At 66.0% G+C, this 10,852-nt stretch carries 11 protein-coding genes; 4 read left to right on the top strand and 7 right to left on the bottom strand.

All coding sequences use genetic code 11. From position 1 onward, the window contains the following. Positions 1–128: 128 nt before the first annotated feature. Genes NA4_RS27535 through NA4_RS27525 form a run of 3 tightly spaced genes read right to left on the bottom strand, consistent with a single transcriptional unit; the run spans position 129 to position 2,470 of the window. Entirely contained in the window at positions 129–980 is an 852-nt protein-coding gene (locus NA4_RS27535) for an alpha/beta fold hydrolase (RefSeq protein ID WP_218022433.1), read from the bottom strand. Between the two features lie 3 nt (positions 981–983). Next, the gene (locus tag NA4_RS27530; protein WP_067476251.1) at positions 984–1,892 is read right to left on the bottom strand and encodes a VOC family protein; all 909 of its coding nucleotides are present in this window, start codon (positions 1,890–1,892) and stop codon (positions 984–986) included. 35 nt (positions 1,893–1,927) lie between these two features. Further along, a complete protein-coding gene (locus NA4_RS27525) occupies positions 1,928–2,470 on the bottom strand; it encodes a VOC family protein (protein ID WP_067476248.1) in 543 nt (180 codons plus the stop codon). 193 nt (positions 2,471–2,663) lie between these two features. Between NA4_RS27525 and NA4_RS27520 the strand changes: the two genes are divergently transcribed. Next, a complete protein-coding gene (locus NA4_RS27520) occupies positions 2,664–3,059 on the top strand; it encodes a YciI family protein (RefSeq protein WP_084497484.1) in 396 nt (131 codons plus the stop codon). Positions 3,060–3,100: 41 nt separating this feature from the next. Here the strand turns inward: NA4_RS27520 and dmpG are convergent, their stop codons facing one another. From dmpG to NA4_RS27505, 3 genes are read right to left on the bottom strand one after another with little or no spacing between them, the layout of a single operon-like run. Continuing rightward, positions 3,101–4,117 carry a 4-hydroxy-2-oxovalerate aldolase gene (gene dmpG, locus NA4_RS27515; protein WP_067476245.1) on the bottom strand — a complete coding sequence of 339 codons (1,017 nt, stop codon included), beginning with the start codon at positions 4,115–4,117 and terminating at the stop codon, positions 3,101–3,103. Further along, positions 4,114–5,079: an acetaldehyde dehydrogenase (acetylating) gene (locus tag NA4_RS27510; RefSeq protein WP_067476242.1), complete on the bottom strand. Its 966-nt coding sequence runs from the start codon at positions 5,077–5,079 to the stop codon at positions 4,114–4,116. The genes dmpG and NA4_RS27510 overlap by 4 nt, the downstream gene beginning before the upstream one ends. Then, positions 5,076–5,936: a 2-keto-4-pentenoate hydratase gene (locus tag NA4_RS27505; RefSeq protein WP_067476239.1), complete on the bottom strand. Its 861-nt coding sequence runs from the start codon at positions 5,934–5,936 to the stop codon at positions 5,076–5,078. The genes NA4_RS27510 and NA4_RS27505 overlap by 4 nt, the downstream gene beginning before the upstream one ends. A gap of 413 nt (positions 5,937–6,349) precedes the next feature. Between NA4_RS27505 and NA4_RS27495 the strand changes: the two genes are divergently transcribed. Further along, positions 6,350–7,027, top strand: coding sequence for a hypothetical protein (locus NA4_RS27495; protein ID WP_157129344.1), 678 nt, complete (start codon positions 6,350–6,352; stop codon positions 7,025–7,027). Between the two features lie 87 nt (positions 7,028–7,114). Here the strand turns inward: NA4_RS27495 and NA4_RS27490 are convergent, their stop codons facing one another. Beyond that, on the bottom strand, positions 7,115–7,900 hold the full coding sequence (locus NA4_RS27490; RefSeq protein ID WP_169811131.1) for a FadR/GntR family transcriptional regulator: 786 nt from the start codon (positions 7,898–7,900) through the stop codon (positions 7,115–7,117). A gap of 358 nt (positions 7,901–8,258) precedes the next feature. Here NA4_RS27490 and NA4_RS27485 point away from each other — a divergent pair, with 358 nt between their 5' ends. Both NA4_RS27485 and NA4_RS27480 read left to right on the top strand, forming a co-directional pair. Further along, on the top strand, positions 8,259–8,876 hold the full coding sequence (locus tag NA4_RS27485) for a TetR/AcrR family transcriptional regulator (RefSeq protein ID WP_067476232.1): 618 nt from the start codon (positions 8,259–8,261) through the stop codon (positions 8,874–8,876). A 208-nt stretch (positions 8,877–9,084) separates the two neighbouring features. After that, a complete protein-coding gene (locus tag NA4_RS27480; RefSeq protein WP_067476229.1) occupies positions 9,085–10,797 on the top strand; it encodes a CocE/NonD family hydrolase in 1,713 nt (570 codons plus the stop codon). Positions 10,798–10,852 lie beyond the last annotated feature (55 nt).

The raw sequence follows: 10,852 nt of genomic DNA, 5'->3' as shown, positions 1-10,852 counted from the left end.
TCGGTGTGGCCGAAAGCGCGCGTGGTATCCGGGCACCCGACCGCCGAGCATCGGCCGTAGCCGGAATTCATGCCCAGCGTGAGATCAGGCTCGATATGGGGTGTAGGCCCCGCGGGGGCTCGGCAAGGTCAGGCCTCGGACAGGAAAGGTTCCACGACGCCGAGGAACTCGGCGGTCTTCTCGATCATGGTCCAGTGGCCACAGTTACCCAGCACGTGCAGCCGCACGTCGGGCAGCAGATCCAACAACGCTCCGGACGATTCCTTCCACGGCACCACCCGGTCGTCACGCCCATGGATCATCAGGGTCGGCTGCGCCACCTGCGCCAGCTCGGCCCCGGACAGTGCCAGGTCATCGACCCAGCGTTGGCGCGGTTCGGGGAACATCGCCGCCCAGGATTCGGCGACGGCAGGCTCGGCACTGGCCCCGTAACGCATCTGGACCAGCTCATCGGTGATCAGTCGGCGATCGTAGGCGAACAGCCCGATGATTTCGCGCATGTTCTCCATCCCCGGTCGGTAGCTCCAGACCGTGTCGAGGCCCTGGGGCAGCGCCATCGCGACACCCATCGAGCCCATGAGCACGAGCCGACGAACGGCCCGGGGGCGTTCGGCCGCCAGCGAAAGGGCGATGGCCCCGCCCATCGAGTTGCCGATGATGTCGAAGGTCTCGATACCGAGTTCGTCCATGAGCGCGAGCGCGTGCCGGGTCCACGCTTCCCGGCCCCACGTGCGCTGCTCACCCGTGGCTGTGCCACCGAAGCCCAACTGGTCGGGGGCGATGACGCGCCGGGTCGCCGACAGCGACGGCAGCACGGGACGCCAGTTGGCCGCGGCACTGACACCCGGACCGGATCCGTGCAGCAGCAGCAGCGGCGGCTGCGTGCTTGCGCCGCTGGGTTCCCCGGTGTCGATGACGGCGGTGCGCACCCCATCGACCTCGCGGATCGATGCAGTCAGATGATCGCTGGTGACGGTCACTTGCTAGCTCCTCATCGGGGTGGGTTGTGTTCCGGCCACCGGGGCCGGACGCTGCGTCGAGACCCGCTTGACCGGGCCCAGCCACATGTCGATCGAGCCGGGTTCGTCCGGATCGAACGTGCGCGGCCGCCATGCCGCCTCATCTTCGATGCGGCGCACCCCGAACGAATACTCGTAGGTGAAACCCTCGGGACCGAGAAAGTAGAGAAACACCGCTGTCGACTGGGGGTGGCGGCCCGGACCCATTTCGATCTGAACGCCGTTGTCTTGCAAGAAGTGCCAGGAACGGAAGACGTCGTCGATGGACTCGACCTGAAAGTTCATATGGCACAGACCAGCGCTCTCGCCCTGGAATACGGCGAGCTTGTGGTGCACGGGATCGATCCGCATCAGGCACGCGGCATTTCCGATCCAATCCGATACGCGGGCGTTGAAGTGCCCGTTCCAGAACCGGTAGGCCTCGTGCACGTCCGGGGCGTCGAGGCACAGGTGCCCGAACTCGGTGATGCCGGCCGGTCGCGCGAATGCGACCGGGCGGGTGATCGTCTCCTGTCGGCTGACCAGCTCGATGTGATTACCGAAGGGATCGTCGAAGCCGATGAACTCAGCCACGCGCCGCGAGCGAGCCTCGTGCTTCGACCCACGCCGCACCGCGAAACCAGCCCGCTCGAGATGGCTCTCGGCAGCCTCCAGCGCATCCGTGTCGGCGACGGTGAACCCGGAGGCCAGAACCCCGGACGCTCCCTCGACCAGTGCAAGACAGTGGTGGCGGGAGTCGGCGCGCAGGTGCGCTACGCCTGGTTCGGTCTCGCCGGCGAGCTCGAGACCGACGATGCGAGTCGCGAAGTCGACAGCGGTCCCGAAATCGGCGACTCCTGACCGCACGTAGGCGATGTCGGTCAGCGTGATCATGGGCTTCCTCTCCTGTGCAACCTTGCCGAACGCTGTCAGGAGTCGATCGCGTCCGGGATGAGGTTCTTCACCAGCCCCGGCTGCCGATAGCCGGTCTCCCCGTACCGAGCTACCAGCGCCGCGTTGTCGGCCAGCAGCTTCTCGATCGGTTCGGTGAGGTCGATCGCTGCCAGGAATGGCTGGCGGGCAGGCAGCCCGGTCTGCCAGTACACCTCGCACCGGTTGCCCTCGGGATCGAAGAAGTAGATACCGAACGCGTTGCCGTGCGTCACGATCATGTCGAAGTCGACATCGTGCTCGATGAATCTGCGGTGCAATTCGAGCAGTTCGGTCAGATGATTGACCCGGAACGAGACCTGCTGGATGAGCTTGGTGTTCTCGTCGGCTCGCGCCACGGTCCGACCTTCGACGAGCTGGAACTCGTGGTGCTCGAACTCCGGCCGGGCACTGAAGAACCGCATGCCCAGATCCAGATCCTCGTCGGTGACGGTCAGTCCGAGGACATCGCGGTAGAACGCCGTACATTTCTCCAGGTCATTGCAGAAAACTCCGAAATGACCGAGTTCGGCGATCGGCATGGTGAACCTTCCTTCCCGTGGGTGGCGGCCGGGTCATGTGGTGGTCGATGAACTGCGCTTCGAACGGCCCGGCCGAGGAGTCCGCATGGGGCGTCACTCCGGCGCGCTATGTCCGACCGTAATGTGTATGCACTTTTACTGTCAAGGGCCTTCCGGGTGTTGACGCCGGGCTTAAATTGCATACAGTTCCGGGATGAACTCATTGCCTTCCCCCACCGATCACGACGCTCCGGACCTCGCACGACTCCTGGGCCGGGACTACTGGATGGTGACCTCGACCCCGGTAGCCGGAACGACCTCCGAGGACATCGCCGCCCTCGTCCCGGCACACATCGCCTGGCTGCTGGACCTCGAGGAAAGACACCTCGTCTTCCTGTCGGGCCCCCTCGTCAGCGGCCCCGGCGCCGGCCCGGGGTCGGGCGTCACGGTCTTACGCGCCTCCGACGAGACCGAGGCAACCGCCATTGCGTCGGCGGATCCGTTCGTCACGGCGGGTCTGCGAATCTTCGTCGTTCATCAGTGGCGCCTCAACGAGGGCAGCGTCTCGATGCGCCTGTCACTCGGTCGCGGCACCTACGAATGGCAGTGAGCGAGAATCCGTTTCAGAGCCGGCATGGACGTCACGCCTTCTCATGAGGTCCTGGCGGCAACCAGGTCCAGGGCGATGTCGACGATCATGTCTTCCTGTCCGCCGACGAGCCCTCGCCTGCCGACCGCGAGGAGAATGTCCCGCACGTCGACGCCATACCGCGCGGAGGCGGCTTCCGCATGACGCAGGAAACTCGAGTAGACACCGGCGTAGCCGAGCGTGAGAGTCTCGCGGTCCACCCGGACCGGCCGGTCCTGTAACGGCCGAACGACATCGTCCGCCGCGTCCTGCAGTGCGAAGAGGTCACATCCGTGCTTCCAGCCGTACAGGTCGGCGACGGCGACGAAGGGCTCGATGGGACAGTTGCCTGCGCCCGCGCCGTGACCCGCCAGGGAGGCGTCGACACGGGTCACACCTTCCTCGACCGCGACCACGGAGTTGGCCACCGACAGCGACAGGTTCTCGTGCGCGTGAATGCCGATTTCCGTGGTCGGATCGAGCGCGTCGCGGTAGGCACGAACACGCTCGCGGACCCCGTCCATCGTCAGCCGGCCGCCGGAGTCGGTGACATACACGCAGTTGGCGCCATAGGACTCCATCAGCACCGCCTGCTTCGCCAGCTCGTCGGCCGGTGCCATGTGGCTCATCATCAGGAAGCCGGACACGTCCATGCCGAGTTCACGTGCCGTGGCGATGTGCTGCGCGGAGACATCGGCCTCGGTGCAGTGCGTGGCTACGCGGACCGAGCGGACGCCGAGGGAGTATGCCTGCTTCAGGTCGTCGATGGTGCCGATGCCCGGTAACAGCAACGTGGTCAAGCGAGCGTTCTCGATGGTGTCAGCCGCGGCTTCGATCCACTCCCAGTCGGAATTGGACCCGGGGCCGTAGTTCAGGGAGCCGCCTGCCAGGCCATCACCGTGCGCGACCTCGATGGCGTCGACACCGGCGGCATCCAGCGCGGCCACGATGGCGGCGACATTCTCCGGCGCGATGCGGTGCCGGACGGCGTGCATGCCGTCACGGAGCGTGACGTCCTGGATGAACAGGTTGGTGGTCATCGGTTTGCTTCCTTCTGCTGGGCGATGCGCTCGGCCATCTGCACTGCGGCAGCGGTCATGATGTCGAGGTTTCCGGCGTACGCAGGCAGGTAGTGGGCAGCGCCCTCGACCTCGAGGAAAACGGACACCTGATGGGTGGGCGCGGTGCCGGTGTCGTTGCGCAGCAACGTGTGTACCGGTTGGTCGTCCGGGATCGGACTGATCTGGACCGCCTGCTTGAGCCGGTACCCGGGCACGTAGGCGGCGACGTCGCCGACCATCTTCGCCACCGACGCGGTGATCTCGGCATGGACGGCCTCGTCGGGGGCGTGAACGAGGCAGAAGACGGTGTCGCGCATGATCAACGGTGGCTCCGCGGGGTTGAGGATGATGACGGCCTTACCGCGCTCCGCTCCCCCGACGCTGGTGATGGCATGCGAAGTGGTCTCGGTGAACTCGTCGATGTTGGCCCGCGTTCCCGGGCCGGCGGACTTGGACGCGATAGAAGCCACGATCTCCGCGTACGCGACCGGTACCACCCGCGCGACGGCCGCGACGACCGGGATCGTCGCCTGACCACCGCACGTCACCATATTCACGTTCTCGGCGTCGATGTGCTCCTCGATATTGACTGCCGGCACCACGAACGGCCCGATCGCCGCCGGGGTGAGGTCGATCAGGCGCTTGCCGTGCGGTGCCAGTGCGGCCGCGTTGATCTCATGCGCCTTGGCCGACGACGCGTCGAACACGATCTCGATGTCCGCGAATCCGGCCATGGCGATCAGGCCGTCGACACCATCGGCCGTGGTGGGTACGCCGAAGCGTGCCGCGCGCGCCAGACCGTCGGAGCCTGCATCGATGCCCACCATCGCGCCCATCTCCAGGTGCTTCGAGTACCGCAGCACCTTGATCATCAGGTCGGTGCCGATGTTCCCGGAACCGATGACGGCGACCTTGGTCTTCCCTGTGGTGCTGTGGTTCATGCCTTCTCTCCTGCATTGGTACCGGTGGCCCGGATGGGGGTTGCGCTATCTGCGAAGCGGGCCTGGACCACGCCCAAACCGGCGATCTCCGCCGTGACGTGGTTGCCGGCAACCACGGGCGCCATCGGGCCCAGCGCGCCCGAGAGGATGACCTGGCCTGCCCGCAGCGGGTCGCCGAGATCCCGGGCTGTCACGGCGAGCCAGCGCAGGGCCTCGAGCGGGTCGCCGAGGCAGGCGGAACCGGTGCCGGTGGAAACTTCACGACCGTCGATCCGCATGCTCATGGTGACGTCGACGGGTTGGAACTCGTTCAGGTCGCGGCGTTCGGTGCCGATCACGAACAGGCCGCTGGACGCGTTGTCGGCGACGGTGTCGGCGAAGGTGATGTCCCACCCGGCGATGCGGCTGTCGACGATCTCCAGGGCAGGCGCGGCGTACGCGACCGCACGACGGACCGACTCGGTGTCGAGCGATCCACCGTCCAGGTCCCGGTCCAGGATGAACGCGATCTCCGCCTCGACCTTCGGCTGGAGCAGCCGGCCCATCGCCACGACCTGCTCCTGCGAGATCTGCATGTCGGCGAAGAGGACGCCGAAGTCCGGCCGGTCGACGCCGAGCTGGGCCTGGACTGCCGGTGAGGTAAGACCGATCTTCCGACCGACGACGGTGGCGCCGCCGGCGAGACGGTCGGCGGTGAGGCGCGCCTGGACCGCGTAGGCAGCGCCCACATCGGCGCTTCCGATCAGGTCACGGACCGGCGCGCAGGGCTGCCGGTTCGCCGCTGCCCGAAGGAGGCGGTCGGCAGCAGCCTCGACCGCGTCGGGCCCGGGGGCCGGACTGATGTTCACGAAGGACATGCGCAATACCGTGATCGATCGTCATGCCGCGTGGCGACCGCCGAGTTCCGGTGAGCCGAACTCGACCACAGGCGCCACCGCCCGGACGACCGCGTCGGTACAGCGGATATTCACCCTCCCGACATTCCCTTGACGAGCGCCATAGAGGATGGCATGGTGGGTAACGCCATATTCATAATGATGAATTATGCACCCAAGGTGCGGCAGATCTCATTGTTCGCACTGGTCATCGTCGAGGAGGGCGCAGCGACTGCCATCGACAGCACTGTCGTCGCCCCAGCGCCCGCCCACGTGACCGAGGCACGCCGTCAACACTCTCGGCACTCCCTTTGCTGGGCCGTCGAGAACGCGGGGTCCTATCCGAGAACTGAAGCAACGGCAAACCCCGGCCCGAAGGAGCTCCAGTGGAACGGTTGGACAAACGCGCCGAACATACCTCCGGCGCAGCTCACGGTCAGGGACTCCGCCACGCGGTTCACCTTGCCGAAAAAACTGCACACACGTTCGTTGATCCCTATCAACGCTACGACGATCCCGCCGCAGTGTTGACTGCCAAGGCAATCCCCGCTCGAGCCGAACCGCCCCGGCCGTGTGACGACGGCGATCCGGATCGAGGGAAAGCAACGTTGCTCGGGCCTGATCAGCTGCTGGCGGCGATCGCTGGTCACCTCACGGAAGGGTCATCCCTGATCGAGTGGGCAAGGGAGTTGGGTGATCTGCACGCGGCACTGATCCCCGTGCGCGTGAATCCGACGCGCCTTCCCGCCGACTTCGATGAAGCGCGCGTCCGCATCGACATCGCCGAGATCGTCAGGGAGATCGATTCGTGGGCGTTCTCCCATGTTCCGAGCGCCCGCGGAGCGCGCAAGCACACCCATTCCCTGGGTGAGGTGATCAGCCATATCGCAAAGACATACGCCGATGCGTGGTGGGCGGTTCTGCACGTCGATGACAAGGACCTGCGGCATGAGGCATGGTTTCATCTCGGTGAGGTCTGCGAAGGCTATGCGCAGCTGATCGACGACGTCCAGGCCAACCGGGTCCGGTTTCCGCTCGGGTGGCGCGGCCTCCGGCACACGCCGCCAGCCTGACAGGGAACCACTATGGATCCGCGCGTCGGCGGACCTCACCGCCGACATGACTCATGATGGATGCGCGGATCGTCCAGACAGGTGCCGCTACTTCGCAGGGCGTGCGATACCGGCGTTGTGCTCGCGCAGGACTTCCTGCGCAGTCTCCGAGTCGCGGGCAGCGATGGCGTCGACGAGACGCACATGGATGTCGTAGCGATCCTGGTGGAAGTCCGACAGGGAGCGCTCGTTGATATCGCTGGCGGTCGCGACCGTGTGCCCCTCGATCAAGTCGAGCAGACTGACATAGAACGCCCGCAGAATTGGACGCGGACTCACGTCGGCGATAACGGCATGCAGCTTCCAGTTGGCGTGCAGGAACTCGATCCCGTTGTCGTCGGAGAGGGCGTCGGCCATGCGCTGCAGCTGTTGGCGCATCAGACCTACCTGATGCGCGGAGCTGAAGTGGACCGCGTCCTCGATGAGCATCGGATCGAGGGCATCGCGGATATCCATAGCTTCGGTGATCGTTGCGGCGTTGGTATCGAGATGCAGGACCGCGTGACCGAGCTGCGCCATCGGTGACCGCTCGGCAACGAACAATCCGCCGTGGGGACCGCGACGAACCTCGATCAGCCCCCGCGACTGCAGAATGCGCAGAGTTTCATTGATCGTCCCTACCGAGACGCCCGCCTGCTTCTGCAGTTCGGTCTTGGTACCGAGGCGATCACCGGGCTTCAGCTCGGCAATCAGCTCCCCGATCCGAGCCGCTACCTGATCGGCTCGGCTCGGCGAGGACGCAGGAAAGACCGAGCGGCGCACCAGCGGCTCCAAGTTGATCGCCAGCGCCTTGCCGCCAGTTCGGGAATCCGCATCTGCTTCGGATGTGGTCACGGATGCTCCCTCGTCTGATTCCGTTCTTCGCAACCTACTGCCGTTCGCGCGGCTATTCATCATGATGAATCCCGCCGAGAATGAAGAGCTATGACCTCCCTAACACCATATTCAAAATACCATTACATGCAGCGGCGACTCGGCCGCGCGGCCATGATCGCCCGGCTGCTCAGCTACCAGCCACCCAGCCCAGCGAGTGGTTCGACTGCCTTTTGCGGTGTTCGGATAGCTGCACGCAGCCATAGCGCGGGAAAGGGGGACTCAATTTCACGGTAAGCTGAAACATATTTCAGCACGTGCGGAAACTTCGTCGCAGGTAGTCGGGCGAGCGCGGAACCGGCAAAGGAGATGGCGGAACATGGTGGCACGAGCCGGGAGGGGGCCTCGGGGGGAACGTGGAGCGCAGGCGGACCAAATCCTGGCGGCGGCGCGCAAGTCCTTCGCTGAGCAGGGTTATAGCGGGACCTCGTTGCGGGCCGTGGCTCAGGCCGCCGACGTGGACCCCACCCTGGTGAACTACTACTTCTCCAACAAGAAGGGACTGCTCGAGGCGGCGCTGGAGCCGCCAGAAGCCTTCGGCGCGGGAATTGCCGAGGCCGCCAAGGCGCCGCTGGAGGAGCGCGGACGAGCCTTTGTCGAGGCGGCGCTGCGCATGTGGGACGATCCGGCCACGTCGGAGATCCTGCGCTCGATCATCCTCGCCGCAAGCCATGAGCCCTTCGCCATGGAGCGCCTCCGCACCGTCTTCTCCGCTCTTTCCTTGCAGGTCGTGTCGGCGAGCCTTCCCGACGACGAGGCCGGCCTGCGTGCGGACCTGGTGGCCACACAGATCGTGGGATTGGCCATGACACGTTACGTCTGGGCCATCGACAGCATCGCCGACATGCTGCCAGAGCAGGTCGTCCGCCTGATCGGGCCGACCGTGCAGCACTACCTCACCGGCACCCTGGGTGGCGATGTCTCGGAGGACGCCTGAGCGGCGGATGCCCGCCAGGGCAAACGTCGTCCTTACCAATTCTCCAGGTAATGACCTGCGAGGACGACGTGCCCATCCCGGTCCACGACGGCAGTTGGCCCCGTCACCGACGGGAATTTCACGCTGTATGGAAATTCCTCTTGCGCCAGGCTGGGCGGCGAGCGTACCGTGGGCTCGTTAATTTCAGTATATGTGGAAATGAGGTGCCATGGCCACCAAGGTAGCTGGCGTGGAGCCCGGACAGCGTCAGCTGAATGGACCACAGACCACCGGTCGTCAGTACCGCAACCTGTCCCCGGCTCTGCACGGGAGGACCCGCGAGGACAACGTGCCTGTCCCGGTTCGCGACGGCACCCGGCTCCTGGCCGACATTCACCGCCCCGACGCGGACGGCAGATTCCCCGCGCTCATCTCGGCGGCCCCCTATCCCCGCCAACTCATGGACCTGGGTGCCCCCGCGGCCATCATCGAGGCCGGCGCCAGTGATTTCTGGGTGCCACGCGGTTACGCCCATGTCATCGCCAACCTTCGCGGCACGGTGGGCTCGGGCGGCACCTACACCTTCTTCGACGCGCAGGAGCGCGAGGACCTGTTCGACCTGATCGAGTGGGTCGCCGGGCAGCCATGGTGCGACGGGAACGTAGGCATGATCGGCATCAGCTACTACGCCATGACCCAAATGGAGGCGGCGACCCAGCGACCGCCGCACCTCAAGGCCCTGTTTCCCTTCAACGTCACTGTCCAGGCGTGGGAAGCCAGCTACCACAACGGCCTGTTGAGCGACTCTTTCATCACCCCCTGGTTCCACGCGATGGGCGTCCTGTCCGCCCACGGCGACCGTCTCTACCGCAAGGGCCTGTCCCGTCTCCTGCGCAAAATTCTCGCCATTCCCGCCGTCCACCATCGGTTCCGCCACGCCGACGTCGTCAAGGTGCACCACGGCCTGGAGATGGTCAGCCGCCTCCGCCACGATGCCCACCCATGGCTCGCCCTGCTGAACACAGTGGTCGAGCATCCCATCCCGGATGCGTGGTGGGACGAGCGTGATCTGACCGAGCTGCTCGCCGGTGTCGACATTCCCGTCTACCTCGGCGGCGAGTGGTCCAACGTCGCCCTCCATCTGCCCGGCCTCTTCAAAGCCTGGGAGGCCCTCGCCCGCAACCCGCACGTGCGTATGAGCATGCTCGGAGCGCACGGCTTGCCCTGGCCATGGGAGAGCATGCATATCGAGGCCCTCGCCTGGTTCGACCACTGGCTCAAGGGGCTGGACACCGGCATTCTCGAAGGTCCTGCCGTCCGCTACTGGCTGCCCGGGGCCGAACAGTGGTGCACCGCCGACTCCTGGCCCCCGCCGGCCACACACCTGGCCCTGTCCCTCAGCGCCGACGGCTCCCTCACGACCGACGAGCGGCCGGGCGAGCGCAGCTACGCCACGGACGGCGCGAACGCCATGCCCGCACAGCTGAGCTGGACCAGCGACCCCCTTCCCGGCGACCTCGACATGGTCGGCTACCCCGAGCTACGGCTCACCGCCACCAGCAGCGGCGACGACACGGGGTGGATCCTGCTCCTGCAAGACGTCGGACCGGACGGCACGTCCACCGACGTCACCCAGGGCTGGCTGCGCGCCAGCATGCGCCACATCGACGAGGACGCGAGTGAGCCGGGCAGGCCCGTCCTCCCGATGCGGACGCGGGATCCCATCCCGGCGGGGGAGCCGGTCGACTACCGCATCCCGTTGGTGGCGAATGCCCGCCGGTTCAGCCGCGGGCACCGCATCCGGCTCATCCTCACCAGTGACGACACCCGCAAGGACTTCCACCCCATGATGCTGTTCAGTCACACCCCCGTCGGCATCGCGGGCGTCAACACGGTGCACTCCAGCTCACGCCTGCTCCTTCCGATCCTGGAAGGCGCATGAACGGGAGCTGAGGCGACCGCGTTCGTAGCTACACCCACCGCCCTGGGCATCCAGA

It is taken from the genome of Nocardia amamiensis NBRC 102102, from assembly GCF_001612745.1.
GTDB classification, from domain to species: domain Bacteria; phylum Actinomycetota; class Actinomycetes; order Mycobacteriales; family Mycobacteriaceae; genus Nocardia; species Nocardia amamiensis.
The sequence above is the reverse complement of the archived record's forward strand: the minus strand, read 5'-3'. Positions and strand labels throughout refer to the sequence as shown.

Excerpts from the sequence above, each read along its gene's own strand:
- NA4_RS27485 (WP_067476232.1), top strand. The coding sequence starts at position 8,259 with ATGGTGGCACGAGCCGGGAGGGGGCCTCGGGGGGAACGTGGAGCGCAG.
- NA4_RS27530 (WP_067476251.1), bottom strand. The coding sequence starts at position 1,892 with ATGATCACGCTGACCGACATCGCCTACGTGCGGTCAGGAGTCGCCGAT.
- NA4_RS27510 (WP_067476242.1), bottom strand. The coding sequence starts at position 5,079 with ATGAACCACAGCACCACAGGGAAGACCAAGGTCGCCGTCATCGGTTCC.
- NA4_RS27505 (WP_067476239.1), bottom strand. The coding sequence starts at position 5,936 with ATGTCCTTCGTGAACATCAGTCCGGCCCCCGGGCCCGACGCGGTCGAG.
- dmpG (WP_067476245.1), bottom strand. The coding sequence starts at position 4,117 with ATGACCACCAACCTGTTCATCCAGGACGTCACGCTCCGTGACGGCATG.
- NA4_RS27520 (WP_084497484.1), top strand. The coding sequence starts at position 2,664 with ATGAACTCATTGCCTTCCCCCACCGATCACGACGCTCCGGACCTCGCA.
- NA4_RS27525 (WP_067476248.1), bottom strand. The coding sequence starts at position 2,470 with ATGCCGATCGCCGAACTCGGTCATTTCGGAGTTTTCTGCAATGACCTG.
- NA4_RS27480 (WP_067476229.1), top strand. The coding sequence starts at position 9,085 with ATGGCCACCAAGGTAGCTGGCGTGGAGCCCGGACAGCGTCAGCTGAAT.